The organism is Pseudescherichia sp. (assembly GCF_031998825.1).
Taxonomy (GTDB): Bacteria; Pseudomonadota; Gammaproteobacteria; order Enterobacterales; family Enterobacteriaceae; genus Pseudescherichia.
In genome coordinates, this window is sequence record NZ_DAMACX010000057.1 from 1 (window position 1) to 21,802 (window position 21,802).

General features: G+C 58.5%; 20 protein-coding genes, 2 tRNA genes and 1 pseudogene. 14 read left to right on the top strand and 9 right to left on the bottom strand.

Annotated elements, in window-relative coordinates; all coding sequences use genetic code 11:
• Positions 1-20: 20 nt before the first annotated feature.
• Positions 21-1,509, top strand: a pseudogene (gene hypF / locus RTP97_RS18680) (carbamoyltransferase HypF).
• Between the two features lie 15 nt (positions 1,510-1,524).
• Entirely contained in the window at positions 1,525-2,553 is a 1,029-nt protein-coding gene (locus tag RTP97_RS18685) for a HoxN/HupN/NixA family nickel/cobalt transporter (protein ID WP_312416329.1), read from the top strand.
• Here RTP97_RS18685 and norW read toward each other — a convergent pair.
• A complete protein-coding gene (gene norW, locus RTP97_RS18690) occupies positions 2,498-3,658 on the bottom strand; it encodes an NADH:flavorubredoxin reductase NorW (protein ID WP_312416330.1) in 1,161 nt (386 codons plus the stop codon). The genes RTP97_RS18685 and norW overlap by 56 nt on opposite strands.
• A complete protein-coding gene (gene norV / locus RTP97_RS18695) occupies positions 3,655-5,097 on the bottom strand; it encodes an anaerobic nitric oxide reductase flavorubredoxin (protein ID WP_312416332.1) in 1,443 nt (480 codons plus the stop codon). The genes norW and norV overlap by 4 nt, the downstream gene beginning before the upstream one ends.
• A gap of 189 nt (positions 5,098-5,286) precedes the next feature.
• Between norV and norR the strand changes: the two genes are divergently transcribed.
• Positions 5,287-6,801: a nitric oxide reductase transcriptional regulator NorR gene (norR, locus tag RTP97_RS18700; RefSeq protein ID WP_312416334.1), complete on the top strand. Its 1,515-nt coding sequence runs from the start codon at positions 5,287-5,289 to the stop codon at positions 6,799-6,801.
• On the opposite strand, the gene gutQ is transcribed toward norR, so the two are convergent.
• The 7 genes from gutQ to srlA all read right to left on the bottom strand — a co-directional run bounded on the left by gutQ (position 6,798) and on the right by srlA (position 11,709).
• Entirely contained in the window at positions 6,798-7,763 is a 966-nt protein-coding gene (gene gutQ / locus RTP97_RS18705; protein WP_312416336.1) for an arabinose-5-phosphate isomerase GutQ, read from the bottom strand. The two genes, norR and gutQ, sit on opposite strands and share 4 nt — an antisense overlap.
• Positions 7,756-8,529 (bottom strand): DNA-binding transcriptional repressor, encoded by a 774-nt coding sequence (locus RTP97_RS18710; RefSeq protein WP_312416337.1) that lies wholly within the window; start codon positions 8,527-8,529, stop codon positions 7,756-7,758. Before RTP97_RS18710 ends, gutQ begins: the two co-directional genes overlap by 8 nt.
• Before the next feature lie 63 nt (positions 8,530-8,592).
• The gene (gene gutM / locus RTP97_RS18715) at positions 8,593-8,952 is read right to left on the bottom strand and encodes a transcriptional regulator GutM (protein WP_312416339.1); all 360 of its coding nucleotides are present in this window, start codon (positions 8,950-8,952) and stop codon (positions 8,593-8,595) included.
• 67 nt (positions 8,953-9,019) lie between these two features.
• Positions 9,020-9,799, bottom strand: a complete 780-nt coding sequence (gene srlD / locus RTP97_RS18720) for a sorbitol-6-phosphate dehydrogenase (RefSeq protein ID WP_312416340.1) — start codon at positions 9,797-9,799, stop codon at positions 9,020-9,022.
• A gap of 15 nt (positions 9,800-9,814) precedes the next feature.
• A complete protein-coding gene (gene srlB, locus RTP97_RS18725) occupies positions 9,815-10,177 on the bottom strand; it encodes a PTS glucitol/sorbitol transporter subunit IIA (protein WP_312416341.1) in 363 nt (120 codons plus the stop codon).
• Between the two features lie 12 nt (positions 10,178-10,189).
• Positions 10,190-11,149, bottom strand: a complete 960-nt coding sequence (locus RTP97_RS18730; protein ID WP_312416343.1) for a PTS glucitol/sorbitol transporter subunit IIB — start codon at positions 11,147-11,149, stop codon at positions 10,190-10,192.
• Positions 11,146-11,709 carry a PTS glucitol/sorbitol transporter subunit IIC gene (gene srlA, locus RTP97_RS18735; protein WP_312416346.1) on the bottom strand — a complete coding sequence of 188 codons (564 nt, stop codon included), beginning with the start codon at positions 11,707-11,709 and terminating at the stop codon, positions 11,146-11,148. The genes RTP97_RS18730 and srlA overlap by 4 nt, the downstream gene beginning before the upstream one ends.
• A gap of 273 nt (positions 11,710-11,982) precedes the next feature.
• Here srlA and mltB point away from each other — a divergent pair, with 273 nt between their 5' ends.
• The 11 genes from mltB to RTP97_RS18790 all read left to right on the top strand — a co-directional run bounded on the left by mltB (position 11,983) and on the right by RTP97_RS18790 (position 21,725).
• A complete protein-coding gene (gene mltB / locus RTP97_RS18740; protein WP_312416348.1) occupies positions 11,983-13,065 on the top strand; it encodes a lytic murein transglycosylase B in 1,083 nt (360 codons plus the stop codon).
• A 240-nt stretch (positions 13,066-13,305) separates the two neighbouring features.
• Entirely contained in the window at positions 13,306-13,956 is a 651-nt protein-coding gene (locus RTP97_RS18745; RefSeq protein ID WP_312416350.1) for a metal ABC transporter ATP-binding protein, read from the top strand.
• A complete protein-coding gene (locus tag RTP97_RS18750) occupies positions 13,953-14,816 on the top strand; it encodes a metal ABC transporter permease (RefSeq protein ID WP_312416352.1) in 864 nt (287 codons plus the stop codon). Before RTP97_RS18745 ends, RTP97_RS18750 begins: the two co-directional genes overlap by 4 nt.
• Before the next feature lie 13 nt (positions 14,817-14,829).
• Positions 14,830-15,708, top strand: a complete 879-nt coding sequence (locus RTP97_RS18755; RefSeq protein ID WP_312416355.1) for a metal ABC transporter substrate-binding protein — start codon at positions 14,830-14,832, stop codon at positions 15,706-15,708.
• A gap of 122 nt (positions 15,709-15,830) precedes the next feature.
• Positions 15,831-16,328, top strand: coding sequence for a nicotinamide-nucleotide amidase (gene pncC, locus RTP97_RS18760; RefSeq protein WP_312213591.1), 498 nt, complete (start codon positions 15,831-15,833; stop codon positions 16,326-16,328).
• A gap of 89 nt (positions 16,329-16,417) precedes the next feature.
• Entirely contained in the window at positions 16,418-17,482 is a 1,065-nt protein-coding gene (recA, locus tag RTP97_RS18765; protein WP_238081141.1) for a recombinase RecA, read from the top strand.
• 70 nt (positions 17,483-17,552) lie between these two features.
• On the top strand, positions 17,553-18,038 hold the full coding sequence (gene recX / locus RTP97_RS18770) for a recombination regulator RecX (protein WP_312416360.1): 486 nt from the start codon (positions 17,553-17,555) through the stop codon (positions 18,036-18,038).
• A gap of 145 nt (positions 18,039-18,183) precedes the next feature.
• Positions 18,184-20,811 (top strand): alanine--tRNA ligase, encoded by a 2,628-nt coding sequence (alaS, locus tag RTP97_RS18775; RefSeq protein ID WP_312416363.1) that lies wholly within the window; start codon positions 18,184-18,186, stop codon positions 20,809-20,811.
• Positions 20,812-21,053: 242 nt separating this feature from the next.
• Positions 21,054-21,239 carry a carbon storage regulator CsrA gene (gene csrA / locus RTP97_RS18780; protein WP_000906486.1) on the top strand — a complete coding sequence of 62 codons (186 nt, stop codon included), beginning with the start codon at positions 21,054-21,056 and terminating at the stop codon, positions 21,237-21,239.
• 313 nt (positions 21,240-21,552) lie between these two features.
• Positions 21,553-21,645 (top strand) — tRNA-Ser (locus tag RTP97_RS18785).
• 3 nt (positions 21,646-21,648) lie between these two features.
• Positions 21,649-21,725, top strand: a tRNA-Arg gene (locus RTP97_RS18790).
• Positions 21,726-21,802: the final 77 nt, after the last annotated feature.

Below are 21,802 nucleotides of genomic sequence, written 5' to 3' on the forward strand. Positions count from 1 at the left end.
ATGCAGGCGGCATCGTGGCGGTGAAGGGCCTCGGCGGCTTTCATCTTGCCTGCGACGCGCGTAGCTTGCAGGCGGTGGCGCGTCTGCGGCTGCGCAAGCGGCGTCCTGCCAAGCCGCTGGCGGTAATGATCGCCGGTGCGCAGCACCTTCCTGACGCGGCCCGTGCGGCGCTGGAGACTCCCGCCGCGCCGGTGGTGCTGGTGGATGATGCAGCGCCTCAACCGCCCGCTGGTGATGACTTCCGGCAACCTCAGCGGTAAGCCGCCGGCGTTAAGCAACGACGAGGCGCAGCGGGATCTCGCCGCCATCGCCGACGGTTTCCTGCTGCATAACCGCGATATCGTCCAGCGGATGGACGACTCGGTCATGCGGCCCGACGGGGAAGTGCTCCGGCGCTCGCGGGGTTTCGTGCCGGACGCGCTGCCGCTGCCGCCGGGCTTTACTGACGTGCCGCCGCTGCTCTGCATGGGCGCGGACATGAAAAATACCTTCTGCCTGGTGCGCGGCGGGCAGGCGGTGATGAGCCAGCACTTCGGCGATCTCGGCGATGAGGGCGTCGAGGCGCAGTGGCGACAGGCGCTGGATCTGATGCAGTCTATCTACAACTTCTCTCCTCGCCAGATTGTCTGCGATGCCCATCCGGGTTACCGATCCAGCCAGTGGGCAGAAGAGAGCGGGCTGCCGGTCACGCAGGTGCTGCATCACCATGCCCATGCGGCGGCCTGCCTGGCCGAACACGGCTGGCCGCTGACGGGCGGGGACGTTATCGCCCTGACGCTGGACGGCATCGGCATGGGAGCCGATGGCGCGCTGTGGGGCGGGGAGTGCCTGCGGGTGAACTATCGTGAGTGTGAACATCTGGGCGGGCTGCCCGCCGTGGCGCTCCCCGGTGGCGATCTGGCCGCGCAGCAGCCCTGGCGGAACCTGCTGGCCCACTGCCTGGCGTTTGTTCCCGAGTGGCAGCGCTACCCTGAAACCCAGCCAGTACAGGCGCATAACTGGCTGCTGCTGGCGCGGGCAATCGACCGCAGCATTAACGCGCCGCTGGCCTCCTCCTGCGGACGGCTGTTTGACGCCGTAGCCTGCGCGCTGGGCTGCGCCCCGGAGACCCTGAGCTATGAAGGGGAGGCGGCCTGTCGGCTGGAGGCGCTGGCCGAACGCTGCGCTGGCGTAGCGCATCCGCTCACCCTGCCGCTGCATGAGGGCGGGCTCGACCTGGCGCGCTTCTGGCAGCAATTGCTGGGCTGGCAGGCGGAACCGCACGAGCGGGCGTGGGCTTTTCATGACGCGCTGGCTCAGGGCCTGGCTGAGCTGATGCGGCAGCATGCCGATGCGCATGGGATCCGCACCCTCTGCTTTAGCGGCGGGGTGATCCATAACCGACTCCTGCGTGCCCGCCTGAACATCTATCTGCACGATTTTACGCTGCTGTTTCCTCGCAGGCTGCCTGCGGGAGACGGAGCCATTGCCTTTGGGCAGGCGGCCATCGCCGCCGCCAGACTTTTATAAATAAGGAATCTGATAATGTTGATGCGAGTTTTACGCAGCGAGCCGCGTGCGGCGCTGCTGATGCTGGGGCTGGTGATGGCTAACCTGCTGGCCTGGGGCTGGGCGTGGCACGCCTTTGCCAGCAGCCCGGCGTTGATGGCCGCCAGCCTGCTGGCCTGGGGCTACGGGCTGCGCCACGCGGTCGATGCGGATCATATTGCCGCCATTGATAACGTGACGCGCAAAATGATGCAGCAGGGCAAACGCCCGTTTGGCGTTGGCGCCTGGTTCTCGCTGGGCCATTCCAGCATCGTTGTGCTGGCCTCTGTGGCCATTGCCGCCACGGCAGCGGCGTTTCAGCACCGGATGGCATGGTTTCACGAAACGGGCGGCATGATTGGCACGGCGGTGTCGGCTATCTTTCTGCTGGCAATGGCGCTGGTGAATCTGGTGATTTTGCGCGGCGTATGGCGCAGCTTCCAGGCCCTGAAGCAGGGTAAGCCGGTGGATGCTGAAAGCGCTACGCCGGGTGGGGTGATGCACTGGCTGTTTAGCGCCGCCTTTCGCCTGGTGGGCAGGAGCTGGCACATGTATCTGGTAGGCTTTCTCTTTGGCCTGGGCTTCGATACCGCAACGGAGATTGGCGTGCTGGGGATCTCTGCCGCCAGCGCCTCTAACGGCATCTCAATCTGGTCGATTATGGTCTTCCCGGCGCTGTTTGCCAGCGGCATGGCGCTGGTGGACTCGCTGGATAATCTGCTGATGGTCAACGCCTACGGCTGGGCCTTTGCTAAACCCCAGCGCAAGCTCTACTACAACATGACCATCACCGGTACGTCAGTGGTGGTGGCGCTGTTTATCGGCGGGCTGGAAGCGCTGGGGCTGCTGGTGGATAAGTTCACGCTGAGCGGCGGCGTGTGGGACGCCATCGCCACCCTGAACGACAACCTCGGCGACGCCGGTTTCATCGTGGTGGCGATTTTTGTTTTCTGCTGGCTAGCCTCGATCGTTAACTACCGGGTGCGGGGTTATGACTCGCTGGCGGGAGCTGCTTCAGCAGAGTAAACGCCTTTTTCATGCGATCCTCGCTAATCGCAAAGGCGCAGAGCTGACCACCTGCATCAAACCCCTGAGCGACCATTCCTTCAGCGCTGGTTTCCATCTGCCAGCGCAGATCGCGCCGTCCGGACTCGCCCGCCAGCTGTAGGGGCAACTCAGGGGTTTTGACCTTGACCAGCATCGCGGGCAGCGTAAGCGGAACGCGGGCACCGAGCAGGTTTTTCGCCAGGTACATGGCGCTGAGCTGAATCGGCTGGAGGAACGGCAGCACGCTGTCGTTGATCTCCGCGCAGTCGCCAAGCGCATAGATATCCGGCTGCGTGGTTTGCAGGTAGCTGTCGACCTTCACCCCGCGATGCGTTGCAGCTCCGGCGCGCTGTGCCAGCGCGGTTTCCGCCCGCAGGCCGGTGGCAGCCACCACCGCATCCACTTCAACACTGCGGCTGCGATCCAGCTGAACGCGGATACCGTCAGGAGTTTTCTCCAGGCGTTGCAGCTGCGATTTCAACAGCAGCTGCACGCCCATATCGGTCAGGCGATGCTGTAAGCGACTGCTTACTTCTGGCGGCATCAGCATCGGCAGAATGCTGGCCGCCTGGTCAATGAGAGTCACCGCTTTGCCAGCGCGGCAAAAATCCATCGCCAGCTCGGTGCCAATCAGACCGCTGCCGACAATCATCACTCGCTGCGCGTCGCGAAGCGCGGTTTCACAGGCGTAATACTCCCGCTGGCTATTGAGGGTAAGCATCAGCTCGCGTCCCTCAACCGGCGGCACAAAGGCGGATGCGCCCGTCGCCAGCACCAGCTTATCGTACGGCCAGGATCGTTCTCCCGCTTTCACCACCTGCGCGGCGGCGTCAATATCGGTTACCCAAGTCCAGGGAAACAGCCGCAGATTAAACTGTTCGGCAAACTCACCCGCCGTCTGGCGGATGAGGTCGTCTGCACGCTGGCCCTGGCTGATAACGTGGCTTAAGTCCGGTTTGTTGTATTCGTCGATGCTATCGGCTGCAATCAGCGTCAGCGGCACGTTCGCATCAAGCTTGCGGATGTTTTTTACCAGCTGGCGGGCGGCAAAGCCCGAGCCAATAATCACGATGCCGTGGTTCATTTGACCTCCGTTGCCAGTTCATCAAAGACCTCTTTCCCCAGGGAACATTCCGGGCAGAGGAAGTTGTCCGGCACATCGCACCATGGCGTTCCAGGGGCAACGTCCTGCATCGGCTCGCCTTTCGCTGGATCGTAGATCCACTGGCAGACGCTGCACTGCATGCTCGGCCCCAAATCGGTGGCAGTTGCACAGGGGCTGGCTTCCGGCGTCGTTGCGGCCGCAGGTGCAGCGACAGGCAACGGAGTAAGCGCCCACTGACGTGCGATGTCACGGCCATGCTGGCGGCAAATTTCCAGCGCATCAATATCGGGACGCCATTTCGCCTTCAGGCTCAGGGACATCTCAAAACCGGCATCCTGAAGACGCGTAGAGAGGCGGTCTACCGCGCCGCCGCTCCAGCCGTGGGAGCCAAAGGCGCTGGCGCGTTTGTTGCGGAAGCGCAGGCCGGTCATCTCCTCTACCAGACCGGCAATTTTCGGCATCATCACGTTGTTCATGGTGGAGGTGCCCACCAGCACGCCTTTAGAGCGGAAGACGTTGGTTAATACCTCGTTTTTATCGCTGCGCGCCACGTTGAAAATTTTCACCGCCACGTTGGGATCGACTTCGTTGATCCCCTGGGCAATGGCGTCTGCCATCATGCGGGTATTGTTTGACATGGTGTCGTAGAAGATGGTGATGCGGTCTTCCTGATAGTCCGCCGCCCACTTCAGATACAGCTCAACAATTTGGGTCGGATTTTCACGCCACACCACGCCGTGAGAGGTCGCAATCATATCCACCGGCAGGTTAAAGCCGAGGATTTCGGTGATTTTTGGCGTCACCAGGCGGCTAAACGGCGTCAGGATGTTGGCGTAGTAGCGCTGGCACTGCTCAAAGAGCTCGCCCTGATCCACTTCATCGTTGAACAGGCGCTCGTCGCAGTAGTGCTGGCCGAAGGCATCGTTGCTGAACAGCACCGCGTCACCGGTCATGTAGGTCATCATGCTGTCCGGCCAGTGCAGCATGGGAGTTTCAACGAAGATCAGCTGCTTGCCGTTGCCGATATCTAACGTATCGCCGGTCTTCACGGTATGGAAGTTCCACTCCGGATGGTGGTGGTGGCCGTTAATGGAGTCGATGGCGTTGGTGGTGCAGTAGATCGGCGTATTCGGAATATGGGACATCAGCTCGGTCAGCGCACCCGCGTGGTCCTCTTCGGCATGGTTAATGATGATGTAGTCGATGGCGTTGAGGTCGATCTCGCTGCGCAGGTTCTGCACGAACTCGCGGCTGAATTTGTGATCGACGGTATCGATCAGCACGTTTTTGCCTTCGCGAATGAGATAGCTGTTGTAGCTGCTGCCGCGCAGCGTTTTATATTCGGTGCCGTGGAAATCACGAACTTCCCAGTCACGTTGGCCAACCCAATGAATGTTATTTTTAACCAGAATAGACATAGCAACCTCAATGTGAATAAAGCATATTTGACTCAGATGCTTTGCTTATATCAAGTTGCGTGCCAATTATTTAAGTCACTGAAATTTATATTAATAATTAGAAGGTAACTCCAGATAGGTAGTCATTATGACTATCGTTGCTGTTGTCAATATGACACTATAAATTGTCAAAATGACAGCGAGGCAGAGATGAGTTTTTCAGTTGAGGTTTTAGCGGGGATCGCCATTGAGCTGCAAAGCGGTATCGGCCACCAGGATCGCTTTCAGCGGCTAATTGCTACCCTGCGCCAGGTCTTAGGCTGCGACGCCTCGGCGCTGCTGCGCTACAGCGCACGGGAGTTTATTCCCTTGGCTATCGACGGCCTGGCCCCGGACGTGCTGGGGCGGCGTTTTACTCTGGAAGGGCATCCCCGGCTGGAGGCCATTGCCAGGGCAGGGGACGTGGTGCGTTTCCCGGCCGATAGCGATCTGCCCGATCCCTACGATGGCCTCATTCCGGGCCAGGAGGCGCTGAAGGTGCACGCCTGCATCGGTCTGCCGCTGTTTGCCGGGCAGCACCTGATTGGCGCGCTGACTCTCGATGGCATGTCGCCGGATCGCTTCGATAACTTCAGCGACGAGGAGCTGCGGCTGATTGCTGCCCTGGCGGCGGGAGCGCTCAATAACGCCCTGTTGATTGAGCAGCTGGAGAGCCAGAACATGCTCCCGGGCGCGCCCGCGATCTTCGAGCCGGTGACCACCACCCGGATGATTGGCCTGTCGCCGGGCATGACGCAGCTGAAAAAGGAGATCGACATTGTTGCCGCCTCGGATTTGAACGTGTTGATTAGCGGCGAGACCGGCACCGGCAAAGAGCTGGTGGCGAAGGCTATCCATGAAGGCTCTCCGCGTGCAGACCAGCCGCTGGTCTATCTTAACTGCGCGGCGCTGCCGGAGAGCGTGGCAGAGAGCGAGCTGTTTGGTCACGTCAAAGGGGCATTTACCGGGGCGATCAGCAACCGCAGCGGTAAGTTTGAGATGGCCGATAACGGCACGCTGTTCCTCGATGAGATTGGTGAGCTGTCGCTGGCATTGCAGGCCAAGCTGCTGCGCGTATTGCAGTATGGCGATATTCAGCGCGTCGGAGACGACCGCAGCCTGCGGGTCAACGTCCGGGTGCTGGCGGCCACCAACCGCGATCTGCGAGAAGAGGTGCTGGCCGGGCGCTTTCGTGCCGATCTGTTTCATCGCCTGAGCGTCTTTCCACTGGCGGTGCCGCCGCTGCGTGAGCGCGGTGAGGACGTGGTGCTGCTGGCGGGATACTTCTGCGAGCAGTGTCGGCAGCGCTTTGGCCTTGCGCAGGTGCTATTAAGCAGCGGAGCGCGTTCGCAGCTGCTACAGTATGGCTGGCCGGGCAACGTGCGCGAGCTGGAGCACGCCATCCACCGCGCCGTGGTGCTGGCGCGTGCCGCACGGGCAGGGGATGAGGTCATACTGGAGGCGCAGCACTTTGCCTTTGCCGATGCGCCTCTGCCGCAGGTGCCCGAGGCCGCGCCGTCCGTGCCGGGCAGAAACCTGCGCGAGGCGACGGAGGATTTTCAGCGTCAGGCTATCCGCCAGACGCTGGCGCAGCATAACCAGAGCTGGGCCGCCTGCGCCCGGGCGCTGGAGATGGACGTCGCCAACCTGCACCGGCTGGCGAAGCGGCTGGGCTTGAAGCGTTAAATAATCCCGGCCTGATAGAAATTCTGTAGGTTGATCGCACCGCACAGCCTACCGTGTTCATCCACCACCGGGGCGGCGGTGACTTTACGTTTCATCAGCACCTCTTTGGCCTCAACGGCGCGGCTATCGGCATTCAGCGTTAGCCCACCTTGAGTCATCGCTTCCTTTACTCGCGATTCCAGTTTGCCGCCACCTACCAGCCAGCGGCGCAGGTCGCCGTCAGTAAAGACCCCTTTAACCTGACCGTTTTCTTCACATACGGCGACCAGCCCCAGCCCTGTGCGGCTCAGCTCCAGCATGGCATCCATCACGCTGGCGTCGAGTGTGACCTGCGGTATGGCATCGTCGGTGCGCATCAGGTGGTGCACTTTATTAAGCAGCCGGGCGCCGAGCGCGCCCGCAGGGTGGGAGCGGGCAAAATCCTCTTCATTGAAACCGCGCGCCTGCATCACCGCCATCGCCAGCGCGTCGCCCATCATCAGGGTATTCACGGTGCTGGAGGTTGGGGCGAGGTGCATCGGGCAGGCCTCACGCTCAACGGAAATATCCAGTACCGCTTTGGCTGCCAGCGCCAGCGGCGAGCGGGATTTTCCAGTCATCGCCAGCAGGGCGACCGATTTCTCCTCCAGGCGCGGGATGATGAGGTCCAGCTCTTTGGCCGAACCGGAATAGGAGATAAAAAGCATCACGTCACGGCTTTCGATCATCCCCAGGTCGCCATGCAGCGCTTCGGCGGGATGAACAAAGAAGGCAGGCGTACCGGTGCTGGCAAAGGTGGCGGCGATCTTCTTACCGATATGGCCGGATTTCCCAATACCCGCCACAATCACTTTGCCTTCGCAGTTGATAATGGTGTTGGCGGCGCGAACAAAATCATCGCCCAGACGTTCTGGCAGGCGGCTGGCCTCCTGTAGCTCCAGCATTAGCGTCTGGCGGCCTGTGTCTAACAGAAAATCACTCATCTCTTACTCCGGTTACGATGACCTCGATCCCTTTCTCTCCCAGCGCTTTTTTGAACGCCGGGTCGATACCCGCGTCGGTAATCAGCTTATCGACACTTTCGAGGCTACAGACAATATTGGGGCTTTTACGGCCAAACTTTGAGGAGTCTGCCATCAGGATCACCTCGCGCGCGGCGTTGCACATGGCTTTACTCACGCTGAACACCTCATTGAACGTGGTAACGCCTGCGTTCAGGTCGATGCCGTCGGTGCCCATAAAAAGTTTATCAAAGCTGAAGTGGTCAAAAGCGTTCTCCGCCAGTTGGCCGTGAAACGAGGCCGATTTTTTCCGGAAGGTGCCGCCGGGCATCAGAATGGTTTGTTCACTGTCAAATTCTGCCAGGGCATTGACGATATGCAGGCTGTTGGTCATCACCGTAATGTTGTTAAAGCGGCTAAGCATCGGGATCATTTGCAGGACGGTGCTGCCCGCATCAAGGATGATGGAGTCGCCATCGTGGATAAATTTCACGGCGGCTTCGGCAATCAGCGCTTTCTGGTGCGTATTGATTAACGTTTTGTGATCGATAGGCGGATCGGCCTCATCTTTATTGAGCACCACTCCGCCGTAGGTTCGAATGACTGCGCCAGAGTTTTCGAGCAGTACCAGGTCCTTGCGTATTGTCGTGCCGGTGGTGTCAAAGTAGTGGGCCAGCTCTTCTACCGAGCTTTTTCCCTGCTTTTGCAGATGCTCAAGAATGGCCGCCTGCCGCTGACGAGGTTTCATAGGCGCTTCGTTCCTTAGGTTGCGAAATGATAATTTCGCAAGCTTATAGCGTTCACAACGAAATTACCCATGTTTCAGTTTGAGCGCTAATGATAATGCATTCTGACAGAGTGAATCATTGGGAAAGATCACATCAGGCTGCAATTCCTGCAATGACATGCCGTTAATGGCCTTGATTTTTCTCGGTCGAGCAAACACCGTCATACCGCGCATGATGAGTGAATCACAGACATTGTTCTGTTCATCCAGCGCAATCGCCACCACCACGCGTGGTTTAAAGCGTCCGCCGGAGCGCCCGACCCCCACGCGACCTTTCTGACACAGGCCATCGAACGCGCGGTTGAACTGGTGAATTTGCCAGCCGCCAAACGCCATCTGGCAGATCCAGGCGATAGCAGCGACGGTGATTAATGCGGTGACCATATCAGCTCCTTAGTTGCTACGGGGGGTAGGCCCGGTAAGCGCAGCGCCACCGGGCGTTGATGCGCGATCAGAACATGACCTGTCCGCCGGTCACGTTGATCGACTGCCCGGTGCAGTAAGAGGCTTTCGGGCTGGCGTAAAACAGCAGCATGTTCAGCACATCCTGATAGTCGCATCCGCGCTTAAGCGGCACCTTGTCGATGTAGTACTGCTCCACTTCGTCGGCGTTAATGCCCAGTTTGGCGGCATATTGCGGCAGCAGAGACTGGAACATCGGCGACTTCAGCAGGTTGCCGAGCATTAACGAGTGCACGGTGATACCGTATTCAGCCAGATCCAGGGCCAGAGACTGCGTCAGCCCTACGCCGCCAAACTTGGCCGCGCTGTAACCGGAGTTATGTTTGCTGCCTACTTTGCCCGATTTCGAGTTGATCTGAATAATGCGTCCCTGAATATTGTCCCGGATCATCAGGCGGGAAAATTCACGGGCGCAGAGGAAATAGCCCACCAGGTTCACCTGTAGCGAGCGATCGAAGTCGCCCAGCTCGAAGTCGCTAATAAACGCTGCTTTTGCAATCCCGGCGCTGTAAACCAGCAGATCGGTACGACCAAAAATCTCGTCTACGCCGCGGGAGAGCGCTATTACGCTCTGCTCGCTGGTGGCATCAGCACCGAAACCGTACGCCATCCCTTCACCGAATTCGGTGTTAATGGTATCCGCCACGCGGGCGGCTTTTTCACTCTGAATATCCACTACCGCCACGCGGTAACCCTCTGCGGCAAGCCCACGGCAGAGGAACTCGCCTAAGGTTTGTCCCCCACCAATGACAACGGCAACCTGACTCATATCTCTCTCCTTCAATTACGCAACAAATTTTAATGTGCAGCCTGGGGTCACAGCCTGCGGAACCGGGCCATCCACATGAACCGTACCGGGGTATTCCGCCTGCGGCTGGCCATCGAAACGCAGGGTGATGTGACCCAGCTCGCGCAGGTTTTGCTCGGCCACATCGCCGACGGCGGTGACGGCATAGCGCGCTTCACCCAGCTCCAGCTGGCTGCCAGCCTTCAGCTCACCGTTTAGTTCGCCATGACAGTGGATAAAGCAAAACTCTTCGATATCCGCGGGGGCGCCTTCTCGGAAAGTAATCAGCATCTGGTCGCTGAGGGCATCGGCCGCGCTCTGGCCGATACGGGTAATGGTGGTTTGGTAAATAATGGTCATCGCAGGAACCTCTTATTGATAAATAAAGCCGGAGACAAACCAGGCAATCAGCACCGTCGGTGCGCCCGTCAGGAAACGACTTACCAGTACCGACGGCACGCCAACGCGTACGGTGTCCTGGCGCGCTTCGGCAAGCGACAGCCCAACGGGTATGAAGTCGCACGCCGCCTGGGCGTTAATAGCAAACAGGGCGGGCAGGGCGAGATGAGGTGGGATATGGCCCAGGCCAATCTGTACGCCAATCAGCACACCGATCACCTGCGCAATCACCGCGCCAGGGCCGAGGAACGGCGACAGCAGCGGGAAGGAGCAGATCAGCGCCAGGGTTACCAGCCCGAGCGGGTGGCTGGCGAGCGGGGCGAGGCCGTGGGCAATCCAGTCACCCAGACCGGATGCCATGATGATGCCGATCAGCGCCGAGACAAACGCCATAAACGGCAGAATGGTTTTCAGGACGGTGTCGATAGTGTCGCGCCCGGACTGGAACAGCACCGCCACGGCGGAGCCCATGCCCATGCCAACCTTCGCCAGCAGGCCGTCACTCTGTTCGGTAATTTTCTTGCTGGTATCGTAATCACGCGGGGCAGCTTTTTGCGGTATCGGTGAGCCATCCACAAGAGTAATGTTGTCTTCCTTCACGCCGGAAACATAAATATCTTCCACGATATACTGCGCCAGCGGGCCAGATTTGCCGGTTGAGTGAATATTGACGGTCGGGATACGACGCTTGGGGTAAATACCGCAGCGCAGGGTGCCGCCGCAGTCGATTACCGCCACGCCGATTTCGGCTTCCGGCGGTTCGCCCTCTTTAAAGCCATCGACCGCTTCCCAGCCGGTCAACTCTTGCAGTCTATCGACAATCGCCGGGCGCGTGCCTGCGGTGATGTAAACGATTTTTTTGCCTTCAGCGGCCTCGAACTCCAGCGGGCCACCCCAGCCGCCCGTTCCTTTTTCAATGCGAATACGGCTCATGCTGTGGCTCCTGAAAGATGGACTTTTTGTTCAAGCTGGATGCCCATTTTTTTCTCGAAAATGGTGGTGGTGAGGTCAGTGGCCCAGCCGCGGAAAAAGTTAGTGACCAGACCAACTAGCAGATAGCTTACCGCTAGCGGGCCAAGCGGCAGACCTAGCGTGGTCAGGCCGCTGGCTATGCCAAGGTAGACAAACAGCTCGCCGGGATTGATATGCGGGAACAGGCCGTTCATTGAGTGGCAGCTGTAAGAGGCAGCTGCGTAGTAACTCGGTTTGTACTTCTCTGGCATAAAACGGCCAAGGCTTAAAGTCATTGGGTTGCAGAAAACAAAGGTACCGATGCAGGGCAGAACCAGGTAGCGGGATAGCGGGTTCCCGGCACAGCGCTGGGCGAAGCGCTCGATACGCTGCTGGCCGATGAAGTTAATCAGCGCGTTCATGATCACCAGCAGGCTGATCAGCAGGGGCAGGATCCCGGTCACCATGCCGGTAAACACCTCTCCGCCTTTCTGAAACAGCCCGATGAACCACTCGGCACCGTGGGTGATGGTTTCTATCATTCTTCTCTCCTGTGGGCTTTTTGTCTTTGTACAATTGTGGCTAATGATAATCACTTTGAAAGATTTTAAAGTGTTAATTAGATCTCACAATGAAAGAAAAAATGATTATTTTGAAAGTTTTTTTATCAGGATGAATATTTCATAGCTGAAAAAATTACGGATTTGCGTAGGGGAGCGTAAAGATTGGGCGGGGGAGGTGAGTACCACTTCCTTGAGGTGTCAGGGATGCTTTACCATACTGGGTTCTTACCGAACCCGTAAAATGGATGTCTCATGTTCAAGCGTCGTTATGCAGCGCTGTTACCTGCGCTTATTTTGCTGTCCGCCTGTAGTAGTAGCAAACCAAAGCCCGAAGCTGTCCAGCAAACGGCTGGCACGCCGTCTGGCGGTTTCCTGCTTCAGCCACAGCATAACGTCACCATGTCAGGCGGCGACTTTGCCAATAACCCTGCGGCAGAGCAGTTCATCAACAAAATGGTCAGCAAGCATGGTTTCGATCCCCAGCAGCTGCATGAAATTTTATCCCAGGCCAAACGTCTCGATTACGTCCTGCGCCTGATGGATCGCCAGGCACCTACCGGACCCGCGCCTGTCGGCCCGAATGGCGCATGGCTGCGCTACAAGAAGCAGTTTATTACCCCGGACAACGTGCAGAACGGTGTCGCATTCTGGAACCAGTATGAAGACGCTCTCAACCGCGCCTGGCAGGTCTACGGCGTCCCGCCCGAAATTATCGTTGGCATTATTGGCGTCGAGACCCGCTGGGGCCGCGTGATGGGTAAAACCCGCATTCTGGATGCGCTGGCGACCCTGTCGTTTAACTATCCGCGCCGCGCCGAGTACTTCTCCAGCGAGCTGGAGACCTTCCTGCTGATGGCGCGCGATGAGCAGGACGATCCGCTGGAGCTGAAAGGCTCCTTTGCCGGGGCGATGGGTTACGGGCAGTTTATGCCCTCATCCTATAAAAAACTGGCGGTCGACTTTAACGGCGACGGGCACATTAACCTGTGGGATCCGGTTGACGCCATCGGCAGCGTGGCGAACTACTTCAAGGCTAATGGCTGGGTGAAGGGCGATCCGGTTGCGATCCCGGCTAGCGGCCAGGCGCCTGGCCTGGCGAACGGCTTTAAAACCAAATACAGCGTGTCGCAGCTGGTCGCCGCGGGCCTGACGCCGCAGCAGCCGGTGGGCAACCATCAGCAGGTGAGCCTGCTGCGTCTTGATATTGGTACCGGCTACGAATACTGGTACGGCCTGCCGAACTTCTACACCATCACCCGCTATAACGCGAGTACTCACTATGCAATGGCGGTCTGGCAGCTGGGCCAGGCGGTATCGCTGGCGCGCGTGCAGTAATCTTTTTTCCCCCTCCTGCGGGAGGGGGCCTGTAACATTTTGACGCACTCCATTTTTTGCCCCTGTTTACATCAGCGCCTCGCTTGGTTATTGTTATGTTATAACATACAAAACTAACGATTCAGGTGTCTTCATGGTTTCCCGCTCGATCTTCTCCCTCTCCGCGCCGCTGCGGCTGGCTATGGCCGCCTTGCTTATGGCTCTGCTGTGGGCCTTCACGCTCTGGGCGGTGGCACTGCCATGATAACGCTCGATCATCTGGTGGCAGGCTACGGCGGAAAAGGCGTGACGCCGACGCTGTGCGGCGTCGTTGAACAGGGCAGCATGACGGCCATAGTCGGTGCGAACGGCTGTGGCAAATCAACCCTGCTAAAGACCCTTGCGGGTTTTTTACCGGCGGTGAGCGGCATCCAGACGTGGCACAGGTCGCGTCCCACAATCGGCTGGCTGGCGCAGCGTCATGCCCTGCAGTCAGATTTTCCCGTCACGGTGCGAGACGTGGTAAGCATGGGCTGCTGGCCGCGCACCAGTCTCTTCTCCGGACTGGGGCGCAGCGCCCGTCGGCGTGTGGCATCGGCTCTTGAACGTGTCGGCCTGCTTGCCCTTGCCAACGCGACGATTGACCAGCTCTCTGGCGGCCAGTTTCAGCGCATGCTTTTCGCCAGGGTGCTGGTGCAGGAGGCCCCGCTGGTGATGCTGGATGAACCCTTTACCGGCATTGATGAGAGCACCAGCCAGCTGCTGATGGAGGTGATGGTCGATATGCACCAGCAAGGACAGACCGTGCTGGCGGTGCTGCACGACAGCGAACGGGTAGCACGCTACTTCCCGCAAACGCTGCGGCTGGATGCGGATATTGCTTACTGGGGCATAACGGCGGGGGCAGTATGATCTGGCATCACCTTTTCCTGCCCTTTATTGAGTTTGGCTTCATGCGCCGGGCCCTGGTGGTCTGCCTGGCCCTGTCGGTGAGCACCACCGCGCTGGGCGTCTTTTTGCTGCTGCGGCGCATGAGCCTGATGGGTGATGCGCTGTCGCATGCCATTCTTCCCGGCGTGGCGGTGGGCTACCTGCTGAGCGGCATGTCGCTGCTGGCCATGACCATCGGGGGCTTTATCGCCGGGATCGCCGTGGCGCTGATCGCTGGCCTGGTCAGCCGCCGCACGCCGTTGCGGGAGGATGCCAGCTTCGCCGGATTCTACCTCGGCTCGTTAGCGCTGGGCGTCACGCTGGTCTCGCTACGCGGCTCCAGCGTCGATCTGCTGCATCTGCTGTTTGGCTCTATTTTGGCAGTCGATAGCAACTCTGCCTGGTTTGTCTGCGGCGTGGCGAGCCTGACGCTGCTCTCTCTTGCGCTCTGCTATCGCGGGCTGGTAAGCGAAGCCTTTGACAGCGCCTTTCTGGAAGTGAATGCCCGTCGCCTGCCGTCGCTGCTGCACGGGCTGTTCCTTGCGCTGCTGGTGCTTAATCTGGTGGCCGGTTTTCAGGTACTCGGCACGCTGATGGCGGTCGGCGTGATGATGCTCCCCGCCGTGGCTGCCCGCTGCTGGGCACGAACGCTGCCCGGGCTATTGCTGCTGGCGGCTCTCGGTGGCGCGCTCAGCGCCTGGCTGGGGCTGAGCCTCTCCTGGTCAGCGGGACTGCCCGCCGGGCCAGCGATTGTCCTCACCGCCAGCCTGCTCTTTTTTATCTCGGTTTTATGTGGCACGCGCAGCAGGCTCGCAGACGGCCTGCGCGCGTTTTTTAATTAAAAGAGGAAAATAGATGAAACGTACAGGGGTAGTTCTGGCGCTAACGCTGGGCATGATGGCGCAGGGGGCGATGGCAAAAACGCTGAACGTCGTCGCCAGCTTTTCGATTCTCGGGGATATGGTGACCCAGATTGGCGGCGAGCACGTTAAGGTGACGACGCTGGTGGGGCCGGACGGCGATCCGCACACCTTTGAGCCATCGCCAAAAGAGAGCGCTGCGCTGGCAAAAGCGGACGTGGTGGTGGTCAACGGCTTAGGCCTTGAAGGCTGGCTGGATCGGCTGGTAACCGCCTCCGGGTTTCACGGTCCGCTGGTGGTGGCTTCGCAGGGGGTAGAGACCCATACCCTTAACGAAGATGGCGAGACGGTAACCGATCCCCACGCATGGAACAGCGCGGCTAACGGAGTGCGTTATGCACAGAATATTCTGGCGGCGCTGGTGAAGGCCGATCCGCAAGATGCCGCAGCGCTGAACGCCAGCGGCCAGCGCTATATTGCTCAGCTCCAGCAGCTCGATATCTGGGCGAAAAATCGCTTTAGCAGCATTCCGGAAGGGAAACGCAGGGTGCTCACCAGCCATGACGCCTTTGGCTACTTTGGCCGCGCCTATGGCGTACAGTTTATGGCTCCGCAGGGCATCTCCTCCGAGAGCGAGGCCAGCGCGGCGAAGGTGGCCGCGCTCATCCAGCAGATCAAAGCTGACGGCGTCAAAACCTGGTTCCTGGAGAATCAGCTTGACCCACGACTGGTGAAGCAGATCGCCAGCGCCACCGGCGCACAGCCCGGCGGGGAGCTTTACCCTGAGGCGCTTAGCCCACAGGGCGGCGAGGCGGATACTTACGTCAACGCGTTTCGTCACAACGTCGAAACCATTGCTAACAGCATGAAGTAAGTTGAGGCCAGCGCACGCTGGCCTTTTTTCTGAATCGGCCTCGTAAAATCCCGCCTTCGTCCCCATATTAAGAGAGAAAGTGCTATCTTATCTCTCTCATTTCAGCCGTTTACGGAGCGGTTATGACTGACAGTGAATTGATGCAGCTGAGCGAGCGCATAGGCCAGGCGCTGAAGGCGCGCGGCGCAACCGTGACCACGGCCGAGTCCTGTACCGGCGGCTGGGTAGCCAAAGCCATTACCGATGTTGCCGGCAGCTCCGCCTGGTTTGAACGGGGGTTTGTCACCTATTCTAATGAAGCCAAGGCGCAGATGATCGGCGTTAAACCCGAGACGCTGGCCCAGCATGGCGCAGTGAGTGAGCCAGTGGTAGTTGAGATGGCGATCGGTGCGATTAAGGCTGCCCGTGCGACCTATGCGGTATCGATTAGCGGCATCGCTGGCCCCGACGGCGGCAGCGAAAGCAAGCCGGTGGGCACGGTCTGGTTTGGCTTCGCCAGCGCGGCGGGAGAGGGGATCACACGGCGGGAGTGCTTCGCTGGCGACCGTGAAAACGTGCGTCGTCAGGCCACCGCGTATGCCCTGCAAACCCTGTGGCAACATTTTCTACAAAGAGCTTGATACTGTATGCGTATACAGTATAATGAGCGCAACAAAACAGTAATCCCCGGCGAGCATCACCTGCTTTACCCGGCATGACAGGAGTAATAATGGCTATCGACGAAAACAAACAGAAAGCGTTGGCGGCAGCACTGGGCCAGATCGAAAAGCAATTCGGTAAAGGCTCCATCATGCGCCTGGGTGAAGACCGTACTATGGACGTAGAAACGATCTCCACCGGTTCGCTTTCGCTGGATATCGCCCTTGGTGCGGGCGGCCTGCCAATGGGCCGTATCGTAGAGATCTACGGGCCGGAGTCCTCGGGTAAAACGACCCTGACGCTGCAGGTTATCGCTGCTGCGCAGCGCGCGGGTAAAACCTGTGCCTTTATCGATGCAGAGCACGCGCTTGACCCTGTGTACGCGCGCAAGCTGGGCGTTGATATCGATAACCTGCTCTGCTCCCAGCCGGATACCGGTGAGCAGGCACTCGAGATCTGTGACGCGCTGGCGCGCTCCGGCGCGGTTGACGTGCTGGTCGTTGACTCCGTTGCGGCACTGACCCCGAAAGCCGAGATCGAAGGCGAGATCGGTGACTCTCACATGGGCCTCGCGGCACGTATGATGAGCCAGGCGATGCGTAAGCTGGCGGGTAACCTGAAGCAGTCCAACACCCTGCTGATCTTCATCAACCAGATCCGTATGAAGATTGGTGTGATGTTCGGTAACCCGGAAACCACCACCGGCGGTAACGCGCTGAAATTCTACGCCTCCGTGCGTCTCGACATCCGCCGTATCGGCGCGGTGAAAGAGGGCGATAACGTGGTCGGTAGCGAAACCCGCGTGAAAGTGGTGAAAAACAAAATCGCTGCACCGTTCAAACAGGCTGAGTTCCAGATCCTCTACGGCGAAGGTATCAACTTCTACGGCGAGCTGGTTGACCTGGGCGTGAAAGAGAAGCTGATCGAAAAAGCGGGCGCATGGTATAGCTACAACGGTGAGAAAATTGGTCAGGGTAAAGCGAATGCGACCACCTGGCTGAAAGAGAACCCGGCTACCGCGAAAGAGATCGAGACGAAGATTCGTGAAATTCTGCTCACGAACCCGGACACCAAACCGGACTTCACCGTTGACGACAATGACGTTAACGCGAAAGAGACCAACGAAGATTTTTAATAATCTGACGTGATGAACAAGGGCTGCCGATGCAGCCCTTTTTGCTATCTATCCATCCAGCAGGTGTGCCATGACAGATACCTCGCCCCGCCGCTCCGCCTATGCCCGCTTGCTCGATCGCGCCATGCGCATCCTTGGCATGCGCGACCACAGCGAAAAGGAGTTCCGCCGCAAGCTGACCGCCCCGGTGATAACCAAAACCGGACCTGAGCCGGTAGACGCTACTGAAGACGATATTAATAACGTGGTGAACTGGTGCTATGAAAACCGCTATCTCGACGACGCCCGCTTCGCCCGCCAGTTTATCGCCAGCCGTGGCCGCAAGGGCTATGGCCCGGCCCGCATTCGCCAGGAGCTGACCCAGAAGGGAATCGATCGGGAAACGGCAGAGGAGGCGATGCGCGAATGCGACATCGACTGGATTGAGATCGCCCGCGAGCAGGCGCAGCGCAAGTATGGCGATCCGCTGCCAGCGGTCTTTGCTGAGAAGGTGAAAGTACAGCGGTTTTTACTCTATCGGGGGTTCCTGATGGAGGATATTAAAGAACTTTGGTGAAATTTTACGGCCTGGCTGCATACGGGATTTTACTTCGCAGTCAAGAAAACTTATCTTATTCCCACTTTTTCCAGTAGCTGGTCGTTGCCTGTAACAGGGAGAAACGTCCGCTACGACATTTCGTTAGCTTGATTTCAGGATAATTATGAGCAAGAGCACCGCTGAGATCCGTCAGGCGTTTCTCGATTTTTTCCATAGTAAAGGTCATCAGGTTGTTGCAAGCAGCTCCCTGGTACCCAACAACGATCCAACTCTGCTGTTTACCAACGCCGGGATGAACCAGTTCAAGGATGTTTTCCTTGGTCTCGACAAGCGTAATTATTCCCGCGCAACTACCGCGCAGCGCTGCGTGCGTGCGGGCGGTAAACACAACGATCTGGAAAACGTCGGTTACACCGCGCGCCATCACACCTTCTTCGAAATGCTGGGTAACTTCAGCTTTGGCGACTATTTCAAACACGATGCTATCCAGTACGCATGGGAACTGCTGACCGGTGAGAACTGGTTCAACCTGCCGAAAGATCGCCTGTGGGTAACCGTCTATGAAACCGACGACGAAGCTTACGAAATCTGGGAAAAAGAGGTAGGTATCCCGCGCGAACGTATCATCCGCATTGGGGATAACAAAGGCGGTGCCTACGCTTCTGATAACTTCTGGCAGATGGGCGACACCGGCCCGTGCGGCCCATGCACCGAGATTTTCTTTGACCACGGCGCACATATCGCTGGCGGTCCTCCGGGCAGCCCGGACGAAGACGGCGATCGCTATATTGAGATCTGGAACATCGTCTTCATGCAGTTCAACCGCCAGGCCGATGGCACCATGGAGCCGCTGCCGAAGCCGTCGGTAGATACCGGTATGGGCCTCGAGCGTATTGCGGCGGTATTGCAGCACGTCAACTCAAACTATGAGATTGACCTGTTCCGCGATCTGATCGCTGCCGTGGCGAAAGTGACCGGTGCAACCGATCTGAACAACAAATCCCTGCGCGTGATCGCCGACCATATCCGCTCCTGTGCGTTCCTGCTCGCCGACGGCGTGCTGCCGTCGAACGAAGGCCGTGGCTACGTGCTGCGCCGCATCATTCGTCGCGCGGTTCGTCATGGCAACATGCTCGGCGCGAAAGAGGCCTTCTTCTACAAGCTGGTTGCGCCGCTAATCGACGTGATGGGTGCAGCAGGCGAAGAGCTGAAGAGCCAGCAGGCGCAGGTTGAGCAGACCCTGAAAACTGAAGAAGAGCAGTTTGCCCGTACGCTGGAGCGTGGTCTGGCGCTGCTCGACGAAGAGCTGGCGAAGCTGACCGGCGATACGCTGGACGGTGAGACCGCCTTCCGTCTGTATGACACCTACGGCTTCCCGGTGGATCTCACCGCCGACGTCTGCCGCGAGCGTGGCATCAACGTGGATGAGAAAGGCTTTAACGCCGCGATGGAAGCGCAGCGCAACCGCGCCCGTGAATCCAGCGGCTTTGGCGCAGACTACAACGCGATGATCCGCGTTGAAGGCGCATCCGAATTCAAAGGCTACGATAGCCTGGAGCTGACCAGCAAGGTGACCGCGCTGTTTGTCGAAGGCCAGTCCGTCGACACCATTGGCGCAGGGCAAGAGGCAGTAGTCATTCTTGACGCGACGCCGTTCTACGCGGAATCCGGCGGCCAGGTGGGCGACAAGGGCGAGCTGAAAGGTAACGGCTTCACCTTTACCGTGACCGATACCCAGAAGTATGGCCAGGCGATTGGTCATCAGGGCAAGCTGGCATCCGGCTCCCTGAAAGTGGGCGACGGCGTTAAGGCCGAGGTAGATGAAGCCCGCCGCGAACGTATCCGTCTGAACCACTCTGCGACGCACCTGATGCACGCCGCGCTGCGCGAAGTGCTGGGTACCCACGTAGCGCAGAAAGGCTCGCTGGTGAACGACAAGGTGCTGCGCTTTGACTTCTCCCATTTTGAGGCGATGAAGCCTGCGGAGATCCGCGCGGTAGAAGATCTGGTTAACGCCCAGATCCGTCGTAACCTGCCGATCGAAACCCAGATTATGGATCTGGAAGACGCCCGGGCCAAAGGCGCTATGGCGCTGTTTGGCGAGAAGTATGACGAGCGCGTACGCGTGCTGAGCATGGGCGACTTCTCTACCGAGCTGTGTGGCGGTACTCATGCCTCCCGCACCGGTGATATTGGTCTGTTCCGCATCGTGTCTGAATCCGGCACGGCAGCAGGCGTTCGCCGCATCGAGGCCGTTACCGGTGAGAATGCCATTGCCAGCCTCCATACACAGAGCGATCAGCTGCAGGATATTGCCCAGCTGCTGAAGGGTGACAGCCAGAACCTGGGCGACAAAGTGCGCACCGTTCTGGACAAAACCCGCCAGCTGGAGAAAGAGCTGCAGCAGCTGAAAGCGCAGCAGGCGGCGCAGGAGAGTGCGAACATCTCCGATAAAGCAGAAGAGATTAACGGCGTGAAGCTGCTGGTAAGCGAGCTGGCGGGCGTCGAGCCGAAGATGCTGCGCACCATGGTTGACGATCTGAAGAACCAGCTCGGTTCTGCGGTTATCGTTCTCGCCACGGTAGCAGAGGGTAAGGTTTCTCTGATTGCGGGGGTCTCAAAAGAGGTGACCGACCGCGTGAAGGCAGGGGAGCTGATTGGTATGGTTGCCCAGCAGGTTGGTGGTAAAGGCGGTGGACGTCCGGATATGGCCCAGGCCGGCGGTACGGACGCAGCCGCGCTGCCTGCGGCATTAGCCAGCGTGAAAGGCTGGGTAAGCGCAAAACTGTAATAACAAACAAAGCGAACGCAGACGCCATAGCCCCTGGGTTATGGCGTACTTGCCACTACGCTATTGATAACGATAAAGTCAGGTTGAAGTTGTGTATATCGGCTAAACTTACGTTTAACAGAATGTGATGCCGTGACTGCTTACACTTTACGTGTTTGTCATCGCTTACTTTTTGGCGTTATATGATGGATAATGCCGGGATACAAGAGACCCGACTCTTTTAATCTTTCAAGGAGCAAAGAATGCTGATTCTGACTCGTCGAGTTGGTGAAACCCTCATGATTGGGGACGAGGTCACCGTGACAGTTTTAGGGGTTAAGGGCAACCAGGTTCGCATTGGCGTGAACGCCCCTAAAGAAGTATCTGTTCATCGTGAAGAGATCTACCAGCGTATCCAGGCTGAAAAATCACAACAGTCCAGCTACTGATATCATCGCGTCTCGCCGTCTGGCGAGACGCGGCTCTTTTCAGCCCGCTTTTTTCACTCTTCTTTCTCATTCTCCCCCTTTTGCATGACATTTTCATTTCTCTGCTCTCTTTCTTTACGCTGCGCTACGGCAAGGATTCTGCTGATAAAACACTCTTTTTGATCCTTTTCAGCGCAAATTGTTTGCGAAGTGTGCAAACGAATCAGGGGTGGGAAAAATTGTTTGACTTATAAGTCCCAGAAAGTAATATGTGCGCCAACGCAGCGACGAAGAGCGAAAACAAGTTCTTCGAAGCACTCGCAAGAGGCGTGTTGGTGAGGTGGCCGAGAGGCTGAAGGCGCTCCCCTGCTAAGGGAGTATGCGGTCAAAAGCTGCATCCGGGGTTCGAATCCCCGCCTCACCGCCATTTGCATCCGTAGCTCAGCTGGATAGAGTACTCGGCTACGAACCGAGCGGTCGGAGGTTCGAATCCTCCCGGATGCACCATCTTCTCTGAGATGACAGCTACACTGTTGTTTCACGGTCTGCGAGATTATCGCCAGCACCAGGGAGGATAACGTTGC

Excerpts from the sequence above, each read along its gene's own strand:
- srlA (WP_312416346.1), bottom strand. The coding sequence starts at position 11,709 with ATGATAGAAACCATCACCCACGGTGCCGAGTGGTTCATCGGGCTGTTT.
- norW (WP_312416330.1), bottom strand. The coding sequence starts at position 3,658 with ATGAACCACGGCATCGTGATTATTGGCTCGGGCTTTGCCGCCCGCCAG.
- RTP97_RS18685 (WP_312416329.1), top strand. The coding sequence starts at position 1,525 with ATGTTGATGCGAGTTTTACGCAGCGAGCCGCGTGCGGCGCTGCTGATG.
- norR (WP_312416334.1), top strand. The coding sequence starts at position 5,287 with ATGAGTTTTTCAGTTGAGGTTTTAGCGGGGATCGCCATTGAGCTGCAA.
- norV (WP_312416332.1), bottom strand. The coding sequence starts at position 5,097 with ATGTCTATTCTGGTTAAAAATAACATTCATTGGGTTGGCCAACGTGAC.
- srlB (WP_312416341.1), bottom strand. The coding sequence starts at position 10,177 with ATGACCATTATTTACCAAACCACCATTACCCGTATCGGCCAGAGCGCG.
- csrA (WP_000906486.1), top strand. The coding sequence starts at position 21,054 with ATGCTGATTCTGACTCGTCGAGTTGGTGAAACCCTCATGATTGGGGAC.
- RTP97_RS18750 (WP_312416352.1), top strand. The coding sequence starts at position 13,953 with ATGATCTGGCATCACCTTTTCCTGCCCTTTATTGAGTTTGGCTTCATG.
- recX (WP_312416360.1), top strand. The coding sequence starts at position 17,553 with ATGACAGATACCTCGCCCCGCCGCTCCGCCTATGCCCGCTTGCTCGAT.
- RTP97_RS18755 (WP_312416355.1), top strand. The coding sequence starts at position 14,830 with ATGAAACGTACAGGGGTAGTTCTGGCGCTAACGCTGGGCATGATGGCG.
- srlD (WP_312416340.1), bottom strand. The coding sequence starts at position 9,799 with ATGAGTCAGGTTGCCGTTGTCATTGGTGGGGGACAAACCTTAGGCGAG.
- alaS (WP_312416363.1), top strand. The coding sequence starts at position 18,184 with ATGAGCAAGAGCACCGCTGAGATCCGTCAGGCGTTTCTCGATTTTTTC.
- mltB (WP_312416348.1), top strand. The coding sequence starts at position 11,983 with ATGTTCAAGCGTCGTTATGCAGCGCTGTTACCTGCGCTTATTTTGCTG.
- RTP97_RS18710 (WP_312416337.1), bottom strand. The coding sequence starts at position 8,529 with ATGAAACCTCGTCAGCGGCAGGCGGCCATTCTTGAGCATCTGCAAAAG.
- recA (WP_238081141.1), top strand. The coding sequence starts at position 16,418 with ATGGCTATCGACGAAAACAAACAGAAAGCGTTGGCGGCAGCACTGGGC.
- RTP97_RS18730 (WP_312416343.1), bottom strand. The coding sequence starts at position 11,149 with ATGAGCCGTATTCGCATTGAAAAAGGAACGGGCGGCTGGGGTGGCCCG.
- gutM (WP_312416339.1), bottom strand. The coding sequence starts at position 8,952 with ATGGTCACCGCATTAATCACCGTCGCTGCTATCGCCTGGATCTGCCAG.
- gutQ (WP_312416336.1), bottom strand. The coding sequence starts at position 7,763 with ATGAGTGATTTTCTGTTAGACACAGGCCGCCAGACGCTAATGCTGGAG.
- pncC (WP_312213591.1), top strand. The coding sequence starts at position 15,831 with ATGACTGACAGTGAATTGATGCAGCTGAGCGAGCGCATAGGCCAGGCG.
- RTP97_RS18745 (WP_312416350.1), top strand. The coding sequence starts at position 13,306 with ATGATAACGCTCGATCATCTGGTGGCAGGCTACGGCGGAAAAGGCGTG.